The organism is Streptomyces sp. NPDC047017 (assembly GCF_040644175.1).
Lineage (GTDB): Bacteria > Actinomycetota > Actinomycetes > Streptomycetales > Streptomycetaceae > Streptomyces.
The window spans coordinates 8,891-30,486 of the sequence record NZ_JBEYVW010000010.1 but is presented as its reverse complement, the minus strand read 5'-3'; the positions used below and the strand labels follow the sequence as shown (position 1 = coordinate 30,486).

12 protein-coding genes and 1 pseudogene are annotated in these 21,596 nt (G+C 70.4%); 6 read left to right on the top strand and 7 right to left on the bottom strand.

The window, feature by feature from the left end; translation table 11 throughout:
- The first annotated feature begins 63 nt into the window (after positions 1-63).
- Together ABZ858_RS18325 and ABZ858_RS18320 are read left to right on the top strand one after the other, a co-directional pair.
- Positions 64-6,993 carry an RHS repeat-associated core domain-containing protein gene (locus ABZ858_RS18325; RefSeq protein WP_361378937.1) on the top strand — a complete coding sequence of 2,310 codons (6,930 nt, stop codon included), beginning with the start codon at positions 64-66 and terminating at the stop codon, positions 6,991-6,993.
- A 12-nt stretch (positions 6,994-7,005) separates the two neighbouring features.
- Positions 7,006-7,512, top strand: coding sequence for a hypothetical protein (locus ABZ858_RS18320; protein ID WP_361378934.1), 507 nt, complete (start codon positions 7,006-7,008; stop codon positions 7,510-7,512).
- A 116-nt stretch (positions 7,513-7,628) separates the two neighbouring features.
- Here ABZ858_RS18320 and ABZ858_RS18315 read toward each other — a convergent pair.
- The 4 genes and pseudogenes from ABZ858_RS18315 to pepN all read right to left on the bottom strand — a co-directional run.
- Positions 7,629-8,931: pseudogene (locus tag ABZ858_RS18315) on the bottom strand (site-specific integrase); the annotation flags it as partial.
- Between the two features lie 9 nt (positions 8,932-8,940).
- Positions 8,941-9,093 (bottom strand): DNA-binding protein, encoded by a 153-nt coding sequence (locus ABZ858_RS18310; RefSeq protein ID WP_361378931.1) that lies wholly within the window; start codon positions 9,091-9,093, stop codon positions 8,941-8,943.
- Between the two features lie 151 nt (positions 9,094-9,244).
- The gene (locus ABZ858_RS18305) at positions 9,245-10,318 is read right to left on the bottom strand and encodes a hypothetical protein (protein ID WP_361378928.1); all 1,074 of its coding nucleotides are present in this window, start codon (positions 10,316-10,318) and stop codon (positions 9,245-9,247) included.
- Between the two features lie 264 nt (positions 10,319-10,582).
- Entirely contained in the window at positions 10,583-13,156 is a 2,574-nt protein-coding gene (gene pepN / locus ABZ858_RS18300) for an aminopeptidase N (protein WP_361379529.1), read from the bottom strand.
- Positions 13,157-13,295: 139 nt separating this feature from the next.
- Here pepN and ABZ858_RS18295 point away from each other — a divergent pair, with 139 nt between their 5' ends.
- Positions 13,296-13,958, top strand: a complete 663-nt coding sequence (locus tag ABZ858_RS18295; RefSeq protein WP_361378925.1) for a DsbA family protein — start codon at positions 13,296-13,298, stop codon at positions 13,956-13,958.
- A gap of 158 nt (positions 13,959-14,116) precedes the next feature.
- Here ABZ858_RS18295 and ABZ858_RS18290 read toward each other — a convergent pair whose 3' ends face one another.
- Positions 14,117-14,758 carry a superoxide dismutase gene (locus ABZ858_RS18290; RefSeq protein ID WP_361378922.1) on the bottom strand — a complete coding sequence of 214 codons (642 nt, stop codon included), beginning with the start codon at positions 14,756-14,758 and terminating at the stop codon, positions 14,117-14,119.
- Between the two features lie 140 nt (positions 14,759-14,898).
- The gene (locus tag ABZ858_RS18285; RefSeq protein ID WP_361378919.1) at positions 14,899-16,290 is read right to left on the bottom strand and encodes an amino acid permease; all 1,392 of its coding nucleotides are present in this window, start codon (positions 16,288-16,290) and stop codon (positions 14,899-14,901) included.
- A gap of 425 nt (positions 16,291-16,715) precedes the next feature.
- Between ABZ858_RS18285 and ABZ858_RS18280 the strand changes: the two genes are divergently transcribed.
- The gene (locus tag ABZ858_RS18280) at positions 16,716-17,297 is read left to right on the top strand and encodes a biotin transporter BioY (RefSeq protein WP_361378916.1); all 582 of its coding nucleotides are present in this window, start codon (positions 16,716-16,718) and stop codon (positions 17,295-17,297) included.
- 152 nt (positions 17,298-17,449) lie between these two features.
- Here ABZ858_RS18280 and ABZ858_RS18275 read toward each other — a convergent pair whose 3' ends face one another.
- On the bottom strand, positions 17,450-18,928 hold the full coding sequence (locus ABZ858_RS18275; RefSeq protein WP_361378913.1) for an amino acid permease: 1,479 nt from the start codon (positions 18,926-18,928) through the stop codon (positions 17,450-17,452).
- 274 nt (positions 18,929-19,202) lie between these two features.
- Here ABZ858_RS18275 and ABZ858_RS18270 point away from each other — a divergent pair, with 274 nt between their 5' ends.
- Both ABZ858_RS18270 and ABZ858_RS18265 read left to right on the top strand, forming a co-directional pair.
- Positions 19,203-19,694, top strand: a complete 492-nt coding sequence (locus tag ABZ858_RS18270; RefSeq protein WP_361378910.1) for a ribose-5-phosphate isomerase — start codon at positions 19,203-19,205, stop codon at positions 19,692-19,694.
- Between the two features lie 609 nt (positions 19,695-20,303).
- Complete coding sequence (locus tag ABZ858_RS18265) at positions 20,304-21,116, top strand: DNA-formamidopyrimidine glycosylase family protein (protein ID WP_361378907.1); 813 nt, start codon at positions 20,304-20,306, stop codon at positions 21,114-21,116.
- The last annotated feature ends 480 nt before the right edge of the window (positions 21,117-21,596 follow it).

Here is a 21,596-nt window from a genome sequence, read left to right as displayed (position 1 = left end):
ATTCGACTTCCGCCCCGGTCGCCCCAGAAGGGCCGGCCGGGCTCGCAGCGAACGAAGGACGGAATGAACGGCAGATCGAGCAAGCGGCTCAGAACGCTGCGGCGGCGTGTCGCGCTGGCCTCGGCCGCGGTCATGGTCGGCACTCTCCTGCAGGGGGCGGCCCAGTCCGCCGTCGCGGCGGATGCCGGGAAGGGACTTCCCGTCCTTCCTCGGTCCGAGAAGCCGGTACCCGTCTCGGCGGTCAAGACCAAGCCGCGCACGCTGATGAAAGGCCCGCGCACTCCGCAGACCCTCCCGGACACGGCCTGGCCCGAGGAGGCGACGGCGGTGGTCGAGCTGCCGTCTGCCGGTGGCAGGGCCTCCGCGTCCTCAGCCGTCCGTGCCGAGGAAGTGCCGTTGTCGCTGGAGAGTCCGCCGGGTCTCGTCAAGGACGCCGCCGAGGGCAAGGTCGAGGCCCGCGTCCTCAGCCGAAAGGCCACTCAGGACGCAGGCGTCGACGGCTTGATGTTCACCCTGCGGTCCCAGGGTGTTCCGGAGGTGTCGCGGCCCCACCGATTGCGGGCCAAGCTCGATTACTCCGGCTTCGCGGACGCTTACGGTGGTGGCTACGCTTCCCGGCTGAGCCTGGTGGAGTTGCCCGCGTGTGTGCTGACCACCCCGGATCAGGCCCGGTGCCGCACCAGCAAGCCGGTCCCGGCGGTCAACGACACCGAGAAGCAGACCCTGACCGCGCAGAACGTGACTCTGGGCGCCGGCGCTCCCACGGTGCTGGCCGCAGTGGCGGACGCGGGCAGCGCGAGCGGTGACTACAAGGCGACGTCGCTGTCGCCGTCGGCAACGTGGAGTACGAACCTCAATACCGGTGACTTCGGTTGGTCGTACGGCATGCCGGTGCCGGATGTCCCGGGCGGCCTGACCCCGAAAGTCGGACTGTCATACTCTTCGGGCTCCCTTGACGGACGCACCGGCAACACCAACAACCAGGCGTCCTGGGTGGGAGACGGATTCGACTTCTGGCCGGGGTTCATCGAGCGCCGTTACAAGCCGTGTGCCGACGACGACGTGAAGAACGCCGACGGCACCAAGCCGGGTGACCTGTGCTGGGGTTATGACAACGCGTTCATCACGTTCAACGGCAAGGGCGGCGAGCTGGTTCCCGACGGGACCGACTCGTGGAAGCTGAAGGACGACGACGGCACCAAGATCGACCGGCTGTCCTCCAGCGGCCGCGGCAATGGTGACAACGACGGCGAGTACTGGCGGCTGACCGACCCGGACGGTACCCAGTACTACTTCGGCTACAACCGGCTGCCGGGGTGGACGGACGGCAAGCCGGCCACGAACTCCACCTGGACGGTTCCGGTGTTCGGTGATGACACCGCGGAACCCTGCCATGCCGCGGCGTTCGAGGACTCCTGGTGCCAGCAGGCCTGGCGGTGGAACCTGGACTACGCCGTAGACGTGCACGGCAACGCCATCGCGTACTACTACAACCAGGAGACCAATTCCTACGGTCGTAATCTGAAGGCCAAGGACAACACCCGCTATGTGCGCGGCGGTACCCTCGACCGCATCGAGTACGGGCTGAAGTCCTCGTCGGTGTACGGCACGAAGGCGCTGGCGAAGGTCAGTTTCACCGGCGCCGAGCGCTGCCTGACCGATGACTCGACCACTTGCGCGGACATCGGCAAAGACGCCGCCCACTGGTACGACACGCCCTGGGACTTGAACTGCGACGCGGGCAAGGACTGCGACAAGGGCCGCCTCTCCCCGGTGTTCTTCACCCGCAAAAGGCTCAGCCAGGTGACCACCCAGGTGTACAGCGGTGCCGCCTACCAGGACGTCGACTCCTGGCAGCTGACCCATCGCTGGGGCAAGGCCGACACCGACTACCAGCTGCTGCTGGACTCCGTTCAACGCACCGGCCACACCGCGAGTCCCGCGGTCACTCTGCCGCAGACGACCTTCGCCTACACCCAGCTGGCCAACCGCCTGGACAAGACCGGTGACGGCTACGCGCCCTTCATCAAGGCCCGCCTGTCCACGGTCGCCGACGAGTCCGGTGGCCAGACCGACGTCAACTACACCGCCCCCGCCTGCGCCTTCGACGCGCTGCCGACCCCGCAGACCAACACCACGCGCTGCTTCCCGCAGTACATCGGCGGCAGCACCTCGGACGACCCCGAGCGGCAGTGGTTCAACAAGTACGTCGTCGCCTCCGTCACCGCCACCGACCGTACCGGCGGTGCGCCGGACCAGGTCACCAGCTACCAGTACCTGGACGGCGCGGCCTGGCACTACGACGATGACGACGGCCTGACCAAGGAGAAGTCCAAGACCTGGTCGCAGTGGCGTGGCTACGGCCAGGTACGCGTACAGACCGGAGGGCAGGGCGGCGCGTCGGCGATGAAGTCGCAGCAGGACACCTACTTCCTGCGGGGCATGGACGGCGACCGCAAGGACACCGACGGCGGCACCAAGGCGGTGAACGTCACCCCGGGCTCCGGTGAGGGCGATCCGATCACCGACCATGAGTCGGTGGCCGGCTTCGCCTACAAGACCGTCAGCTACGCCGGCCCAGGCGGCAAGGTCCTGGCCAAGACGGTCAGCCGGCCCTGGCACCATCAGACCGCGCAGAAGACCCGCAGCTGGGGCACTGTCACCGCCAACTTCACCGGGACGCAGACCGCCACGTCATGGACCTCCCTGGACGACGGGGCCGGTGCGAAGTGGCGCACCACCCGGACCAGCAGCGAGTTCGACACGGTGGCCGGGCGCGTCACCCAGGTCGACGACCGGGGCGACACCGGGACCGCCACCGACGACACGTGCACCCGTACTTCTTACGCCGCGAACACCACCGTGAACATCCTGACTCTGCCCACGCGGGTGGAGACGGTGTCCAAGGCCTGCGACACGAGTGCCGCCCGCCCAGCGGACGTGATGTCCGATGTTCGTACCGCCTACGACGGCGGTGCCTATGACGCGACCCCCACCAAGGGCGACGCGACAGCCAGTGCGGTCCTGAAGCAGTACAGCGGCACCACCGCGGTCTACCTGGAATCCGGTACCATCTACGACGCTTACGGCCGTGCTCTGACCAGCACCGACCTGACCGCCGACGTGAGCGTCACCGGCACCGGCGCGCTCACCCGCACCCCGCGGGGCGACGGCCGCACTACCACGACCGTGTACACCCCGGCCACGGGTTTCGCCACGACCATGGCGGTGACCACACCCCCGGCCAAGGCGGGCAGCGCGACCACGGCCCAGACCTCGACCACCAGCCTGGGCACCTTGCGAGGCCTGCCGCTGAAGCAGACCGACACCAACAACAACGCCACCGACTTCGCCTACGACGCCCTCGGCCGCTCCACCAAGGTCTGGCTGGCCGACCGTCCCACGAGTCAGACCCCGACCTACGAGTTCACCTACACCGTCACCGGCAACCAGCCGGTCGCGGTGGGTACCAGGACGTTGGGCAACAACGCCGCCCAACGCACTTCCTACACCCTCTACGACGGCTTCCTGCGCCCTCGCCAGACTCAGGATCCCGGGCCTGACGGCGGACGACTGCTGGCTGACACCCTCTACGACGAACGCGGCCTGACGGCGTCGGAATACGCGACCTATTACACCAGCGGAGCACCCTCCACGACCCTGAGCAAACCCGAAGACGCGCTGAGCGTGGAGACCCAGAACCGCTACACCTACGACGGGACGGGCCGCCGGACCGAGGCCCGGCAGATCGCCGGCAACGGCGACGGCGGAGCGGTACTGGCCACCACACGGACGATCTACGGTGGCGACCGGACCACGGTGATCCCCCCGGTCGGCTCCACCGCCACCACCACCTTCACCGACGCCCGCGGCCGGACCACGGAACTGCGCCAGCTCCGCGCCCGCATCCCGGAGGCGGCCTACGACACCACCAAGTACGCCTACACACCCCGCGGTGAACTGCTCCGGCTCACCGATCCGGCGGGCAACACCTGGTCGTACGCCTACGACCTGCTGGGCCACCAGCTGAAGTCCACCGACCCTGACAAGGGCACCACCACCAGCACCTACGACGACCGCGGCCTGCTGGCCACCACCAAGGACGCCAGGCCCGGATCCCCGACCCTGTGGCACGGCTACGACAACCTCGGCCGCCAGACCGAACTGCGTGAAGGCTCGGCCGGCGGCACCCTGCGCGCCTCATGGACCTACGACACCGTCAGCGGGGCCAAGGGCCAACTGGCCGAGTCCACCCGCTACGACAACGGCAACGCCTACACCAGCAAGGTCACTCAGTACGATCGCCTCTACCGGCCGGTGAGAACCGCCGTGGTCGTCCCTGAGCGGGAAGGCGCCCTGAAGGGCACCTATCAGACCGGCGCCTCCTACCTGCCCTCCGGGCTGGTCGGAGGAGTGAGCTACTCCGCGGCCGGTTCGCTGCCGGGCGGCAGCCAGTCGTTCACGTACGACCCGGAGACGCTGCGGCCCGTCTCCCTGCTGGGGGACGGCTTCAAGGCCGAGACCAGCTACTACAAGACCGGCAAGCCGTTCCAGTACACGATGTACGGCACAGCCGCCGGCGCCAAGCAGGTCCAGGTCACCCAGACCTACGAGTGGGGCACGCAGCGCCTGGCCAACTCCCGCGTGGACCGCCAGGACACCGCCGGTGTCGACCAGAGCAGCACCTACCGCTACGACGAGGCGGGCAACGTCCTGTCCGTCTCGGACGTCTCCCGCTCCGGCACCGACAACCAGTGCTTCCGCTACGACCACCTGCGCCGCCTGACCGAAGCCTGGACCCAGAACGCCGCCACCTGCGCCACCACGCCCAGCGGCAGCGCGCTCGGCGGCCCGGCCCCGTACTGGCACTCCTACACCTACGATCCGGTCGGCAACCGGGCCACGGAAACACGCCACGACACCACCGGCGACGTTTCCAAGGACACCAAGAGCACCTACACCTACCCAGCGGCAGGCAGCGCCCGTCCGCACGCCTTGTCCTCTGTCACGACCACGGGCCCGACCGGCACCGCGAAGGACTCCTACGGCTACGACGAGACCGGGAACACCACTGCCCGGACCCTCAGTGGCACCACCCAGGCCCTCACATGGGACGCGGAGGGCCACCTGGCCAAGGTGACCGAACCAGCCGAAGGCGGCACCGGCAAGACCACCGAATACCTTTACGACGCCGACGGCAGCCGCCTCATCGGCCGCACATCGACCGAGACCACCCTCTACCTCGGCGCCACCCAGATAACCCTGGCCACGGGCTCCACCACTCCGAAGGCCACCCGCTACTGCGACCTCGGTGGCGGAAACCAAGCGGTCAAGAGCGATGACGGCGGCATCTCCTTCACTCTCGCCGACCACCACAGCACCGCCCAACTCGCCGTCGAGGCCGGCACCCAGAAACTCACCCAACGCCGTGCCCTGCCCTTCGGCGGCACCCGCGGCACCGAGCCGGGCACCTGGCCCGGGACCAAGGGCTTCGTCGGCGGCACCGACGACACCAAGGCAACCGGCCTCACCCACCTCGGTGCCCGCGAATACGACCCCGCCGCGGGCCGGTTCATCAGCGTCGACCCGCTGATGAACCCCAGCGATCCCCAAAGCCTCAACGGCTACAGCTACGCCGGCAACAACCCGGTCACCTACAGCGACCCCACAGGGCTGTACTGCGACGGCTGCAGCTTCCACAATCCTGACAGCGTCTGGGCCCCGGACAAGCACAACGGCCCCGGTTGCACCACGGAGGGCTGCTACGAGAAGAGCCACGGCAAGTATGTCGCGACCTCCGGCCCCGCGGCTTCCTACCGCCCGGTGAAGACGGCTCGGGCCTATCCGCGGACGATCGCGGGGGTCAGGGTCCCCACCCACGCCGAATTCGAAGCAGGCCCCATGGTCGGCAACAGCCCCGACCATCAGCTCCACATGTGGGCCACAACCAAGTGCGGGTCCCTCGGACCGTCCAGTGACTTCTGCGCGGAGGCTGACGGGCTCGGGCTGCTGGAATCCGAGCACCCCACGGCGGACAAGGTCATCGGCGGCATCCTCGGGATCGGTCTCTGCCTGGTGACCATCGAGTACTGCGGACCTGCGGTGTTGGACGCGGCCGCCGGCGAGGCCGAAGTCGCCGCCGGCGGGTCCCTGGGAGTCGCCGCTTCGGTGGGTATGGCGGCCAGGGAGTTCTTCGGCGAGGGCACGGGCGCGGCAGGAGCCGCCTGCAGCTTCTCGCCCGCCACCCCCGTCCTGCTCAAGGACGGCAAGACGAAGCCCATCGGTTCGGTACAGCCTGGCGACGAAGTGGCGGCCGCCGACCCCGGAACCGGGAAGCGCGAGGGTTCGAGAACCGTTACCGCCCACTTGGTGCACCACGACGACGATCTCGTGGACCTGACCGTCCGCAGCGCTGACGGCCGCACCTCGACCCTCCACACCACCTCCCGCCACCCCTTCTGGGACGACACCCTCCACACCTGGATCCCCGCCGGGCAGCTCACACCCGGCCACATCCTCAACACCGCGACGAACACCCACGCACGGGTCATCGCCGCCAAGCACCAAGTCGGCAGCGCCGATATGTACAACCTGACTGTCACCGACCTGCACACGTACTATGTGCTGGCGGGGCAGACACCGGTCCTGGTTCACAACAGCAACGGATGCGTGAACTGGGCCTCCAACAGCGTTAAAACGTGGGGTCATACATTTAAGACTCATGGTGCCGGAGCGAAGAACACGAAGGCTCTGACCGATCGCGCTCGTAGCACCGGGAATCAGCAAGGCCAGTGGCTGGACAATGACGCCGCTGCGGAGTTCTTGAAGGGACTCCATGTCGAAGGAGCCGGGCCCAGGTCGGTGCGCATTCCGGACGGGTTGGGGCAGGTGATTATGCCGGATGGGAGTATCGTCCAAGCGCGGGCAGCTACCATCGTCCCGAGTCCGAATGGGCTGTACAAAACGGGATTCCCGATCATTGGCCCGAACTAGGAGGCTGGAGAGATGAGCTTCTCTGCGTCGTTCAATCCGGCCGTGCCGTCTGGCGCTGTGGCTCCTGCTTCAGTGAGTCTGGAGCCAGGTGACGATTACGAAACCCTCGTCATGGAGGCGTGCAGCGCCCTCTCTGATGCTGGGGGCGGCAGGTTTCACATTGACGGCTTCGGGAGTGACGAGTGGCCGCTCGATGTCGCGTATGACTTGTCTGCCTTCATGGAGCAGCTCCCGTCGCTTCTGGCGGGTGTGCGCGACCGTCGCGAGGTCGAGGTGGACCTCTACTCGCAAGGTATCGAGAGGACTTTGACGTTCCGCCCAAGCGGGGATCTCGTGACGATTCACTGCGATTCGCGGACCAATTGGGTTCCAAACCCAGAGCGCGAGAGCATTGCACGGAGTGAGCTAGTCGCGATGCTTTCGAAATTGGCCGAAGACTTCGCCAGAGGGTTGAAGGCAATCAATTCCGAACTGTCGGAGGTCGCGCCATTCGAACGTTGGCTGGAGGGTGAGGTGTAGCCTCGCTGCCCGATCCCGTAACCCTCGCGCTGGATAGCAGCAGCAAAGTTGAAGCCCCGTCAGGTGAGTCCTGGCGGGGCTTCTGCGGTGGGTGACGGCAGTAGTTGACGGCAACGTCAGCGGACGGTGGCTCCGCACAGCGGCGGGTCGTCGCCGTCGTGGCGGGTCGACTCGTCGCTGACAGGACCGTCAAGGGCGGTGCTGAGGGTGTCTATGGCGTCTCGCTGGAGGCGGAGTCGGACGTGGGCGTAGACGGTGGCGGTGACGCCGATGTGGGCGTGGCCGAGGAGTTCCTTGATGACGACGAGTTCGACGCCCTGTTCCAGGAGCAGGGTCGCGGTGGAGTGCCTGAGGTCGTGGAAGCGGATGCGGCGGAGGCCGGCCTTGCGGAGGAGCGTGGTGAAGGCCCGGGTGAGGTTGGTCGGGTCGATGGGGCGGCCCTGCACAGTGGTGAACACGTGGCTGCTGTCCCTGCCACGCCGTGCCTGCGGCCTCGCGCTCGCGCTGCTGCTGTTCGTGATGGCGCTTCAGTGAGTGGAGGCAGCGAGTGGGGAGGGCGATGCGGCGCTCGGAGGCCCGTGTCTTGGTGGGCAGCGTGGTGAGTCCGCCGGTGCTGGTGCGCTGCAAGGTTCGGCGGATGGCGGCGGTGCCTGCGCCGGGGTCGAGGTCTCTCCAGCGCAGGCCGAGGAGTTCGCCCTTGCGGAGTCCGGTGTGGAAGGCGAGTTCGAACAGCGCGTGCAACCGGTGACCGTGTGCGGTGGTGAGGAGCTGGCGGGCTTCGTCGGCGGTGAGGGGTTCGAAGCGCCGCGGCCGTGGGGTGCCGGTGCGGACGTTGCGGGCCACGTTGCGAGGGATCTCCTCCTCGCGGACGGCGTGCTCCAGGGCGGACTTGAGTACGGAATGGATGTAGGTGAGCGTCAGCGGAGAGAGCAGCTTGCGGCAGCACTGCCCGGCGGCGCAGCAGCGGGGCTCATCACGGGCCGTATCGATGCCGCGCGCACAGCACTGGCATGTGGTGCGGAGCTGGTTGAGCCAGGTGCGGACGTCCTTGGCCGTGAGCTTGGCCAGCTTCTTCTTGCCGAGGCCGGGGATGAGGTAGCGGTGGACGCAGGCGATGTAGCGGGTGTGGGTGGTCTCGCGAAGATGGTGAACGGCGACGGCATCGAGCCAGTACGTCAGGTACGCGCTGAGACTGCCCAGCGCGGAGGGGGCGGGGAGGCCGCGGTTGCTGGCGGCGATCTTCTCGGTGAGCTTGGCCAGGGCTTCCTTGCGGGTGGTGCCGTAGACGCGGACGCGGCGGCGGGTGTTGCCGGGGGCGAGGACGTGTCCGGCGGCTTCCCAGCGGCTGTCCTTGCGCCGGTAGACGGTTCCGTCGCCGTTGGCGCGGGTGCGGTGGGAGGCGGGGGGGGTGTCTTGGGGTCGTGGTTATCAGGCAGCGGTTTCCTGCTCGAGGCGGACACGGAGGAAGTCGGGGAGCGCGCGGGCGAGGATGCGGCGGGCGCGGCCGAGGGTGATCGGGGCGTGCTGGCCGGTGCAGAGCAGGTCGTAGATGGCGGAGTGGCCGAGTTGGAGGCGGGCCATGACCTGGGGCACCGTGAGCAGATCCAGTTCAGCGGACGAGGGCCGACTCGGGGTCGGGCACGCCGGGACCGGCGAGCGGCACGGAGGAAGAAGGGACCGGTGGCGGCACCGGCGCCGGGTTCCGTGCCGGCTCGACAGGCACCGCACGCCGCTACCGGGGCAGGACCACCACGTACGCGGCCGGGTCGCGGTCGGTGGCGGCCATCAGGGCGGTGCGGACCACCGCGGCCTGCTGCTCCAGCGCCTCGCGCAGCTTGCGGGGGGTGAGGTGGACGACGGTGATGCCCAGGCGCTCCAGGTGCTCGCGCTTGTGGGCGTAGCGCGCCCGCAGGGCGTCGTCGTCGCCCTCCCGGCCGGCGCGCCGGTCCTGGCGCGGGGTGCGGGTGTCCAGCTCCAGGGCGACCGCCTGGTCCGGCCAGTACGCGTCCAGGCCGCCCAGGTGCGGGCCGCCGGGCAGCCGCAGGTCCACGTTCCACACCGGGTCGGGCAGGCCGTACTCCTGGACCATCCGGTACAGCCGGTCCTCGGCGACGGCCCGGCCCTCGGCGAGCAGCGAGTCCACCGCGTCCACCACGTGCGGCCGGGTCAGCAGCCTGGCGGCGGCCAGCTCGCGGACGACCGCGGCCGGTTCGCAGTGGCCGCCGCGCACCGCCTCCGTCAGCAGCCGCCGCACCACGACCGCGTCCGTGAGCCGGGCCACCGCGTCCGCCAGGGCGCGCGGCACCGGGGCCACCGGCAGGCCGGTGACCGTCTCCGGGGCGGGCGGCTCGGCCGCCCGGACGATCCGCGCGCAGCCCGCCGAGCGCGGCCGGCGCGGCCGCGGCACCAGCACGTCGATCTTTTCCAGCGCGAGCGGGGCGGGCGCCGCGGCGAAGCCGTGCAGGGCGAGCGCGGCCAGGCCGGTGAGCATCACCTCCGCGGCGGCCGGGCGGTGCGGCTCCTGCGCGGTCGGCTGCGCCGGCACCCCGGGCACCGCCTCGGGCGCCGGCCCGCGTGCCGCGTACAGGAGGACCGCCCGCAGCCGTTCCTCGCCGGTCGGCGGCCCCGGGTGCAGCAGGTACACGCCCGGCAGGAACTGCTGCCAGGGGCCGCCGGCCCGGCACTGTTCGTGCGTCTCGGCCGCCGACACGCCGTGGGCGCGCAGCTCGGCGGCGGTCAGGACCCGGCGGTGCGTCTCGGCGAGGTGGCTCAGGGGGCGGGGGGAGAGCGGGGTGTCGTGGTTCATGCCCGGGAGGTTCCCGCACCCGGGCCACCCGCTAACCGCTGTTACAAGGGCGTCGCACAATCCGGACAAGACCGCCCTAAAGGACGGGTGTTCGGATGCCGAAAACCCCTGGTCCGCCGGGCACGGACCAGGGGTTACGGGCGACTCTGTAACGGTTACTCCACGCCTGAGCTTTGGTCAAAGCCAGGGCTCTGGTCAAAGGCTAGGGCTCTGGGCCAAAGCACCGGGGCGGCCGGAGTCGGATGATCCGCCCGGAGCCAGGGCTCAGCCGGCCGCCGCGTCGCACGCCTGTCCGCGCAGCGCCCGCGCCAGGTCGTCCCGCTCCTCCAGCACCAGCCGGCGCAGCGCGGGCGCGGCCTGCTCGTGCGCGGCGAGCCAGGCGTCCGCCGCGGCCAGCGTCCCGGGCGAGTCCTGGAGCGAGGGGAACAGCCCGCGGACCACGTCCATCCCGATCTGGATGGACCGCTCGCTCCACACCCGCTCGATCGCCGCGAAGTACCGCTCGGCGTACGGCGCGAGCAGCTCCCGCTGCGAGGGCCGGGCGAAGCCCGCGATCGTCGCCTCCACCAGCGCGTTGGACAGCGCGTCCGACTCGACGACCTGCGCCCACGCCCGGGCCTTCACCTCGGCCGAGGGCCGCGCGGCCAGGCAGCGCACCTGGTGCCGCTTGCCGGAGGCGGTGTCGTCCCGGGCGAGTTCGGCGCCCAGCGCCCGCTCGTCGGCGATGCCGTGCGTGGCCAGCGGCTCCAGGAACGCCCAGCGCAGCTCCTGGTCCACCTCCAGGCCGGTGATCTCCTCGGTGCCGTCGAGCAGCCCCGACAGCAGGTCGAGATCGGCCGGGGCGGCGGCCACGGCGGCGAAGAACCGCGCCCACGCGAGCTGGTGCTCGCTGCCCGGCGCGGCCTGCCGCAGCTCGGTGAGCGCGCCCTCGGCCAGGACCCGCCCGGCCGTCCGGCGCCGCTCGGGCGCCACGTAGTGCGCCAGCGCCGACCGCGCCCAGGCGTGCAGCATCTGGAGCACGCCGATGTCGGTCTCCCGGCCCGCGAACCGCAGCACCAGATCGATGAAGTCGCGGGCCGGCAGCAGCGCGTCCCGGGTCAGGTTCCACAGCGCCGACCAGCACAGCGCGCGGGCCAGCGGGTCGGTCAGCGCACCCAGCTGCGCGCGCAGCGTGGCCAGCGACGTGTCGTCGAAGCGGATCTTGCAGTAGGTCAGGTCGTCGTCGTTGACCAGCACCAGCTCCGGCGCGTCCTGCCCGGCCAGCTCCGCCACCACGGTCCGCGCGCCGTCCACGTCCGCCTCGGCGCGCGCGTACCGCTCCAGCGCCCCGACCTCCGAGCGCTGGTACAGGCCCACCGCCACCCGGTGCGGCCGCAGCTCGGGGTAGTCCTCGGCGGCCTCCTGCACCACCGCCAGCTCCGCGATCCGGCCCTCGGCGTCCAGCAGCACCTGCGGGGTCAGCGCGTTGACGCCGGCCGTCTGCAGCCAGGACCGCGCCCAGGCGCCCATGTCGCGGCCGCCGGTCTCCTCCAGGACCGCCAGCAGGTCGCCCAGGCGCGTGTTGCCGTAGGCGTGCCGCTTGAAGTAGCGGCGGGCGCCCTCCAGGAAGGCGTCCCGCCCCACGTACGCCACCAGCTGCTTGAGGACGCTGGCGCCCTTGGCGTAGGTGATGCCGTCGAAGTTCAGCTTGGCGTCCTGCAGGTCGCGGATGTCCGCGGTGATCGGGTGCGTGGAGGGCAGCTGGTCCGCGCGGTACGCCCAGGCCTTGCGGCGGTTGGCGAAGGTGATCCAGCCGTCCGTGAAGCGGGTCGCGCCGACCAGCGAGAACGCCCCCATGAAGTCCGCGAAGGACTCCTTGAGCCACAGGTCGTCCCACCACTCCATGGTGACCAGGTCGCCGAACCACATGTGCGCCATCTCGTGCAGGATCACATTGGCCCGCGCCTCGTAGGACGCCTGCGTGACCTTGCCGCGGAAGATGTACTCCTCCCGGAAGGTGACCAGCCCCGGGTTCTCCATCGCGCCGAGGTTGTACTCGGGCACGAACGCCTGGTCGTACTTGCCGAACGGGTACGGGTAGTCGAAGTGGTCGTGGAAGAAGTCCAGGCCCTGCTTGGTGACCAGGAAGACGTCGTCGGCGTCGAAGTGCCGGGCCAGGCCCTTGCGGCACATGGCGCCCAGCGGGATCTCCAGCCGCGTCCCGTCCTCGAACACGCGCTCGTAGGAGTCGGTGACGTAGTGGTACGGCCCGGCCACCACACAGGTGATGTACGTCGAGATCGGCTTCGTCTCCGCGAACCGCCACACCCCGTCCTGCCGCTCGCCGGTCCCGTTGCTCCACACCGTCCAGCCCTCCGGCGCCCGCACCTCGAAGCGGAACGGCGCCTTGAGGTCGGGCTGCTCGAAGTTGGCGAACACACGGCGAGAGTCGGCGGGCTCGTACTGGGTGTAGAGGTAGACCTCGCCGTCCTCCGGGTCGACGAAGCGGTGCAGGCCCTCGCCGGTGCGCGAGTAGGCGCACTGGGCGTCCACCACCAGCTCGTTGTCGGCGGCCAGGTCTTCGAGCAGGACCCGGGAGCCGTCGAAGACCTCGCTGGGGTCGAGGTCCTTGCCGTTGAGGGAGACGGCGGTGACGCCCGGTGCGATCAGGTCGGCGAAGCTGGTGGCGCCCGGCTCGTTGCAGCGGAAGCGGACGGTGGTCACCGAGCGGAACGTGCGCGGTTCGCCGTTCCCGTCGCCGACGGCGGACCGGAGGTCCAGGAACACGTCGTACCCGTCTACGGACAGCAGGGCGGCCCGCTCCCGGGCCTCGTCGCGGGACAGATTCTCACCGGGCACGGACGGCACTCCCTCGTGATCGCGTGGATGGCGGCTGAACAGGACCGATCCTGCCATGCGCTCCTGACGGCGGACAGCGGGGAATGCCACCGGCGACCGGCTCGTTGACGCGCGAAAGAACGTTTCGCAGAGGAGCGCCATGTCCGAGAGCACCACCTCGTCCGGCAAGACCCCCGTCGACTTCTGGTTCGACCCGGTGTGCCCCTGGGCCTGGATGACCTCGCGCTGGGTCCTGGAAGTGGAGAAGGTCCGTGACATCGAGGTCCGCTGGCACGTGATGAGCCTGGCCGTCCTCAACGAGGACAGGCTGGAGGAACTCCCGGCGGAGTACGCCGAGAACATGCGGCCCGGCGGCCGCACCTGGGGGCCGGTCCGGGTGGCGATCGCCGCCCGGCAGCTGCACGGCGACGAGGTGGTCGGCCGGCTCTACACCGCGCTCGGCACCCGCTTCCACAACGAGGGCCTCGGGGTGAACCGCGACAGCATCGCCGCCGCCCTCGACGACGCCGGCCTGCCCGCCGGCCTGATCGAGTTCATCGACAAGGACACCTACGACACGGAGCTGCGCGCCTCCCACAAGGAGGGCATCGACAAGGTCGGCCAGGAGGTCGGCACCCCGGTCATCGCGCTGCCCGGCGCCGACGGCGAACAGATCGCCTTCTTCGGCCCGGTCGTCACCCCCGCCCCGCGGGGCGAGGACGCGGCCCGCCTGTGGGACGGCACCGTCGCCGTCGCCTCGGTCCCCGGCTTCTACGAGATCAAGCGGACCCGCACGGCCGGCCCGGACTTCAGCAACCTGTAGGACGGCAGGAAGTCGATACGGCAGAACGTCAGTACGGCCCGCCCGGCACGGAAAGACCCCCGCGAGTCCTGTCCTCGCGGGGGTCCTTCTTCTTTCCGCCCGCCCGCGTGAAGGGTGAGAAGACGATCACGAGGCGGGACGATCAGGGGCGCGCGCCGTCAGGGCGCGAGCAGCAGCACGTTCGCGCGCTCCTTGGCGGCGGCGTAGCGCCGGGCGACGTCCTGCCAGTTGACGACCTGCCACATGGCGTCGATGAAGTCGACCTTCTGGTTCTTGTACTGGAGGTAGAAGGCGTGCTCCCAGGCGTCGAAGACCAGGATCGGGGTGGAACCCTGGCCGACGTTGCCCTGGTGGTCGTAGACCTGCTCGACGACCAGGCGGCCGCTGAGCGGTTCGTGGGCGAGGACGCCCCAGCCGGAGCCCTGGGTGGTGGCCGCGGCCTTGGACAGCTGGGCCTTGAAGCCGGCGAAGGAGCCGAAGGACTCGGCGATCGCGTCGGCCAGCTCGCCCACGCCGTCGCGCTCCAGCGGCTCGCCGCCGCCGTCACCGGTCATGTTCTGCCAGTAGATCGAGTGCAGGATGTGCCCGGAGAGATGGAAGGCCAGGTTCTTCTCCAGGCCGTTGACCGAGCCCCACGACTCCTTGTCGCGGGCCTCCGCCAGCTGCTCCAGCGTGTCGTTCGCGCCCTTCACGTACGCCGCGTGGTGCTTGTCGTGGTGCAGCTCGATGATCTCGGGGCTGATCACGGGCGCGAGCGCCGCGTAGTCGTAGGGCAGTTCAGGCAGCGTGTAGACGGGCATGCAGGTCCCCTCCGACCTCTTATTGCAATAGCCTTGCAACTACAAGCTATCAACAAGAAGCCGGGCGCGGGCAACAGGAAGGCCCCCACGGGTGAGGTGGGGGCCTTCGGTGTGCCGGATCGCCGGACGGCTGCCGTACGTCAGCTCCGGGCGCGTCCGCGCTGCCAGGCGTATCCGGCCGCCGCCAGGACCAGCGCCATGGCGCCCGTCGAGTACAGCTGCACCCGCGTGTCGGGCTGCCGGGCCATCAGTACGAAGATCGCCGCCATGCCCGCCAGCGCGATCCAGGTGAGCCAGGGGAACGCCCACATCCGCACGACCAGCCGGTCCGGTGCCTCGCGCTCCAGCCGGCGCCGCAGCCGCAGCTGCGAGGCGGCGATGAAGATCCAGACCACCAGGATCACCGCGCCGATCATGTTCAGCAGCCAGGGGAAGACGTCGTCGGGCCGCCAGTAGCTGAGCAGCACGCAGCCGAACCCGAACACGCTCGACACCGCGACGGCGATCCGCGGCACCCCGCCGGAGACCTTCGCCAGCACCTTGGGACCCTGGCCGCGCTCCACCAGTGAGTAGGCGATGCGCGAGGAGCCGTAGATGTTGGCGTTCATCGCGCTCAGCAGCGCCACCAGGACGACCACGTTCATCAGCTGGCCGGCTCCCGGGATGCCCAGGTGGTCCAGCGTGGCGACGTAGGGGCCCTTGTCGACGACCTCCGCCGAGTCCCACGGGACGAGGGTGACGATGACCGCCATCGAGCCGATGTAGAACAGCGCGATCCGCCACATCGCCGTGCGCACCGCGGTGGCCACCCCGCGCACCGGGTCCTGCGACTCCGCCGCCGCGATGGTGACCGTCTCCAGGCCGCCGTAGGCGAAGACGGAGGCGAGCAGTCCGATGATCAGGCCCTGGCCGCCGTGCGGCAGGAAGTCGCCGAGGTGCGAGGTGCCGGGCGCGTCGGTGCCGGGCAGCACTCCCGCGATGGCCAGCACGCCCAGCACCAGGAACAGGCCGATGGCGCCGACCTTCAGGGCCGCGAACCAGAACTCGAACTCGCCGAAGTTCTTCACCGCGGCCAGGTTCGCCCCGCAGAACACCACCATGAACAGGGCCACCCACAGCCACTCCGGGGTCCCCGGCAGCCAGCCCGTGACGATCTTCGCGGCGCCCATGCCCTCCAGGCCCACCGCCGTGCACAGCAGCACCCAGAACGACCAGCCGGCCGTGAAACCGGCCCACGGCCCGAACGCCCGCTCGGCGTGCGCCGAGAACGAACCCGACGAGGGACGCGCGGCCGACATCTCCCCGAGCATCCGCATCACCAGCATCACGAGGACACCGGAGACGGCGTAGGCGATGACGATCGAGGGCCCGGCGGCGGCGATGCCCGCCCCGGAACCGACGAACAGCCCGGCGCCGATCACCCCGCCGAGGGCGATCATCGACAGATGCCGCTGCTTCAGGCCGTGCGACAGGGGGGCCTCGCCCGCCTGCTCGGGGGCGGCCGCGGGGGAGGTGGTACTGCTGTGTGGCATGGGCACGCTCGTCCAGTGGGGGGAGGGGCGAAATGCCCACAGTGTGAGCAGCCCGTCCGCTCACACGAAGAGGATGCCCACTATCCGGACGGCTGACTCACCGAACGTGAACAGCCGACTCACCGAACGTGAACGCGGTGTCACTTGGTGGCGAGCGGCGAGCGGCGGGCGGCGGGCGGCGGGCGCGCGGAACTCCGGGAACGGCCGTTCGGCGGGACGCCACAGAGCAGACGCGCCCCCTCCATGTCACCCACACCACTGTCCCGCAGTGACCGGTGTCACCCCGGGCCGGGTGTGACCGGTGTCCTTTGTCCGGAGCCGACCAAGCGCGCGTTCCCGCCTTTGTCGAACGCGGACGGTGATCAGCCGTGACGCGCTGGGATAGCGTCACGCTGTTCCCACCGTCCTCACCCCGCGGAGTCCCCATGAGCACCGCCGCCGCCCCCGTCCGCACCGGCCAGGTCCTCGCCGACCTGATCCCCTCCTCCCGTGTCCGGGACGCCGCGCTCGTGCTCGGCGGCGCCGCGCTGACCGGCCTCGCCGCCCAGATCGCCGTCCCCGTGCCGGGCTCCCCGGTGCCGGTGACCGGCCAGACCTTCGCCGCGCTGCTGGTCGGCACCACCCTCGGCGCCCGCCGCGGCCTGCTCTCCCTCGCGCTGTACGCGCTCGCGGGCGTCGCCGGCCTGCCGTGGTTCGCGCAGGGCGGCTCGGGCGCCGGCGCCCCCTCCTTCGGCTATGTCCTCGGCATGCTGCTCGCCTCCGCCGTCGTCGGCGCGCTGGCCCGCCGCGGCGCCGACCGGAACGCCTGGCGGACGGCCGGCACGATGCTCCTGGGCGAGGCGGTCGTCTACGCCGTCGGCGTCCCCTACCTGGCCCTGGCCACCGGCATGAGCGCGTCCGCCGCGATCGCCGCAGGGCTCACCCCGTTCCTGATCGGTGACGCCCTCAAGGCCGCCCTGGCGATGGGCGCGCTGCCCACCGCCTGGAAGCTGGCCGGAAGGCGCTGACCGCCGGGCGCGCGCCCACGGCGTTGAAGAGGCCCGCGGGGCCGGTCGTGACGACGACCGGCCCCGCGGGCCTCTTCCGTACGTATGTGCGTCCGTCCGTCCGTACGTCCGTCCGTACGTGTATCCCTCTGTCTATCGCTATCCGTCCGGACTCAGCCGGCCGAGACCTTCTCCGCGGGTCCTGACTGCTCGGCGGCGTCCACCGGCCGATGGCCGTTGCCGAGCCGCTGCTTGACCACGGAGATCACCAGCACCACGGCCGCGACCAGCAGCGACAGCAGCACGGTCTCGCGGCCGTCGTGCTCGGTGTCGGTCAGCATGTAGCCGAGGACGAAGACGATCAGCGCGGCCGCAGCCCAGGTCAGGTAGGGGTACAGCCACATCCGCACGACCAGCTTCTCCGGCGCCTCGCGCATGATGATCTTCCGCATGCGCAGCTGCGAGAAGCAGATCACCAGCCAGACGAACAGGGCGACCGCGCCCGAGGAGTTGACGAGGAAGAGGAAGACGGAGTCCGGGAACTTGTAGTTGAAGAACACCGCCACGAAACCGAAGGCGACGGAGACGACGATCGCGGTCCGCGGCACGCCGCGCCCGGTGGTCCGCGCGAACGCCTTGGGCGCGTCGCCGCGATCGCCGAGCGAGAAGGCCATCCGGGAGGCGGTGTAGAGACCGGAGTTGAGGCAGGACAGCACCGAGGTCAGCACGATGAAGTTCATGATCTGACCGGCGTGCGCGATGCCGAGGGAGTCCAGCGCGGCGACGTAGGAGCCCTTGTCGCTGATCGCCTTGTCGTCCCAGGGGATCAGCGAGATGACGACCAGGATCGAGCCGAGGTAGAAGACGGCGATGCGCCAGATGATGCTGTTGGTGGACTTGGTGACCGCCCGCTGCGGATTCTCGGACTCGCCGGCCGCCAGCGTCGCGATCTCACTGCCCATGAACGAGAAGACGACGAGCAGCACACCGGTGAGGATCGAGCCCGGTCCGTGCGGCAGGAAACCGCCGTGGCCGGTGAGGTTGCCGAAGGACGCCTGGTCGGCGTGGACGCCGGGCAGCACGCCGAAGATGGCCAGCAGGCCCACCACGATGAACGCGCCGATCGCCACGACCTTGATGCCGGCGAACCAGAACTCGAACTCGCCGTAGGAGCCCACGGAGATCAGGTTGGTGGCGGTCAGCACCACCATGACGATCAGGGCCCAGCCCCACTGGGGCACGGCCGGGACCCAGCCGGAGAGGATCTTGGCGCCTGCGGTGGCCTCCACCGCGAGCACCACGACCCAGAAGAACCAGTAGAGCCAGCCGATGGAGAACCCGGCCCAGCTGCCGAGCGCGCGGTCGGCGTGCGCGGAGAAGGACCCGGAGGTCGGGTTGGCGGCGGACATCTCGCCGAGCATGCGCATCACGAGGACGACGAGCGTGCCGACGAGGGCATAGGACAGGAGGATGCCGGGACCGGCGGTGGCGATACCGGAACTGGAGCCGACGAAGAGTCCGGCGCCGATGACACCGCCGATGGCGATCATGGTGAGGTGGCGGTTCTTGAGACCGGCCTGGAGCCCGGAACTGTGTCCGTCCGGGCCCGTCCGGCCGTTTCCATCCTTCGGCAGGGTCGGCTGCGAGGTCATGGAGGGTTTTCCTTTACGCCGGGTGAGCGGTTCCCCGTACGAGCGGTGTACGAGCCGGTCCAGTGAATCCGAGGCAAAGGAATTCGTGAACCTTCGAAATGTAATCGTTACTTGAGGTTTCGTTGAGGTTTCCAGAGTTCCTCACCGGTGTCGCACAATTCCTTCCACTCCTTCTCGCACTCCTTCTCCCGCTCCTCCTTCCCCCCCGTTCCGGCCGCCCGCGGGGCCCGGCCCCGACCGGCCCGGCCGCGCTCCGCCGTGTCACACTCGGACCATGCGCGTGTATCTCGGCTCGGACCATGCGGGCTTCGAACTCAAGAACCACCTCGTCGAATGGCTCAAGGCGGCGGGCCACGAGCCCGTCGACTGCGGACCCCACATCTACGACGCCCAGGACGACTACCCGCCCTTCTGCCTGCGCGCCGCCGAGCGCACGGCGGGCGACCCCGGCTCCCTCGGCATCGTGATCGGCGGCTCCGGCAACGGCGAGCAGATCGCGGCGAACAAGGTCAAGGGCGTACGGGCCGCCCTCGCCTGGAGCGAGGAGACCGCCTCCCTCGGCCGGCAGCACAACAACGCCAACGTCGTCGCGGTGGGCGCGCGCATGCACTCCGAGGAGGAGGCGACGAAGTTCGTCGAGACCTTCCTCAACACCCCCTTCTCCGGCGACGAACGCCACATCCGCCGCATCGACATGCTGTCCGCCTACGAAACGACAGGGGACCTCCCGCCCATCCCGCCGCACCACCCGCAGCAGCAGGACTAGAGACCGGGGCGGACCCCTGTCACCTCCGGGCAGGCATGCCTCGGGGACACAACGGATGCACCGGAACCCGGTGGCCCCGCGCAGGAAACGACCGATGGGCCCGCTCAGGGAACGAGGGGGGCGCAAGGGCTTCTCCTGCGCGTAGCACTCCCGGAGACCAGGGCCCCGGCTTCCTGGCCCGGGATTCGCGCTTCTCAGCGCGGGGGCTCCCAGCCACTCCGGGGGTGAGGGTTCCCGCGCACTCCGAGGGCCAGGGCTCCCGCGCACTGTGGGGGGGGCAGCCCCCCACCCACCCTGGAGGGTCAGGCCCCTGTCCCTCCAGACTCTGGGCTCACGCCCCCGAAGCCAGGCTTGCCGCCCACCCCCGAGGTCCGGGCACCCACCCCTTCGGGGGCTGGGGCGCCCACCCGCCGAGGTCGGGGCACCCATCCCCCCCCCGGGCCAGGGTGTTTCTCCCGGATGCCAGGGCGTCCACCCCCACCCACCCCCAGGGGTGCAGGAGGCGGAGTCCCCGCCGGGGGTCCGAGGCGAAGCCCGGGCGGGCGCCCCCCTGTTCCTTACCGAGACGGGCGGGCGGGCGAAGACCACGGCAGGAAAGGACACCGCACCGTGCCAGAAGGGCACACCATCCACCGACTCGCCCAGGACTACGCCGCCCGCTTCCAGGGCAGGGAAGACCTCCGCCTCTCCAGCCCCCAGGGCAAGTTCTCCGACGCCGCCACCGTCCTCGGCGGAGCCTCCCTCACCCGAACCGAGGCCCACGGCAAGCACCTCTTCCTCGGCTTCCGCGCCGGCGACTGGGTCCACATCCACCTCGGCCTCTTCGGCAAGGTCACCTTCGGCGACGCCCCCGCCCCGCCGCCCACGGACACCGTCCGCCTCCGCCTCGCGAACGCCACCTCGTACGTCGACCTGCGCGGCCCCACCACCTGCGCGCTGATCACCGACGCCGAGAAGCAGGCGATACACGACCGCCTCGGCCCCGACCCGCTGCGCCCGGACGCCGACCCGGCCGCCGCCTACGCCCGTGTCCGCCGCAGCCGCACCACGATCGCCGCCCTGCTGATGGACCAGAAGGTCATCGCCGGCGTCGGCAACGTCTACCGCGCCGAGGTCCTCTTCCGGCACCGCGTCGACCCGTACCGCCCGGGCCGGGACATCACCGCAGCCGAGTGGGACGCGATCTGGGCCGATCTGGTCGCCCTGATGCGCGACGGCGTCCGCGACAACCGCATCGACACCGTCCGCCCCGAGCACACGCCCGAGGCGATGGGCCGCCCGCCGCGCGTCGACGACCACGGCGGCGAGGTCTACGTCTACCGCCGGGCGGCGCTGCCCTGCCACATCTGCGGCACCGGCGTCCGCACCGCCGACCTGGCCGCCCGCAACCTCTTCTGGTGCCCCACCTGCCAGACCCCCTGACCCCGCCGCCCGGTCCCGGCTGAATCCCGCTGCCCGGTCCGGGCCGACCTCTACTGCCCGGTCCCGGCTGAATCCCGCTGCCCGGCCCGGGCCGACCTCTACTGCCCGGCTCCGGCTGACCCCGCCGCCCGGTCCCGGCTGAATCCCGCTGCCCGGCCTGGGCCGACCCCTGCTGCCCGGCTCCGGCTGAATCCCGCTGCCCGGCCCGGGCCGACCCCTGCTGCCCGGCTCCGGCTGAATCCCGCTGCCCGGCCCGGGCCGACCCCTGCCGCCCGGCTCCGGCTGAACCCGCCGCCCGGTCCCGGCTGAATCCCGCTGCCCGGCCTGGGCCGGCCTCTACTGCCCGGCTCCGGCTGAATCCCGCTGCCCGGCCCGGGCCGGCCCCTGCCGCCCGGCTCCGGCTGAACCCGCCGCCCGGTCCCGGCTGAATCCCGCTGCCCGGCCTGGGCCGGCCTCTACTGCCCGGCTCCGGCTGAGTAC

Bases quoted from the DNA above. Each gene is read 5' to 3' on its own strand.
- ABZ858_RS18310 (WP_361378931.1), bottom strand. From the start codon at position 9,093: ATGGCCCGCCTCCAACTCGGCCACTCCGCCATCTACGACCTGCTCTGC.
- ABZ858_RS18325 (WP_361378937.1), top strand. From the start codon at position 64: ATGAACGGCAGATCGAGCAAGCGGCTCAGAACGCTGCGGCGGCGTGTC.
- ABZ858_RS18270 (WP_361378910.1), top strand. From the start codon at position 19,203: ATGCGCGTGTATCTCGGCTCGGACCATGCGGGCTTCGAACTCAAGAAC.
- ABZ858_RS18295 (WP_361378925.1), top strand. From the start codon at position 13,296: ATGTCCGAGAGCACCACCTCGTCCGGCAAGACCCCCGTCGACTTCTGG.
- ABZ858_RS18275 (WP_361378913.1), bottom strand. From the start codon at position 18,928: ATGACCTCGCAGCCGACCCTGCCGAAGGATGGAAACGGCCGGACGGGC.
- ABZ858_RS18280 (WP_361378916.1), top strand. From the start codon at position 16,716: ATGAGCACCGCCGCCGCCCCCGTCCGCACCGGCCAGGTCCTCGCCGAC.
- ABZ858_RS18320 (WP_361378934.1), top strand. From the start codon at position 7,006: ATGAGCTTCTCTGCGTCGTTCAATCCGGCCGTGCCGTCTGGCGCTGTG.
- ABZ858_RS18305 (WP_361378928.1), bottom strand. From the start codon at position 10,318: ATGAACCACGACACCCCGCTCTCCCCCCGCCCCCTGAGCCACCTCGCC.
- ABZ858_RS18290 (WP_361378922.1), bottom strand. From the start codon at position 14,758: ATGCCCGTCTACACGCTGCCTGAACTGCCCTACGACTACGCGGCGCTC.
- ABZ858_RS18285 (WP_361378919.1), bottom strand. From the start codon at position 16,290: ATGCCACACAGCAGTACCACCTCCCCCGCGGCCGCCCCCGAGCAGGCG.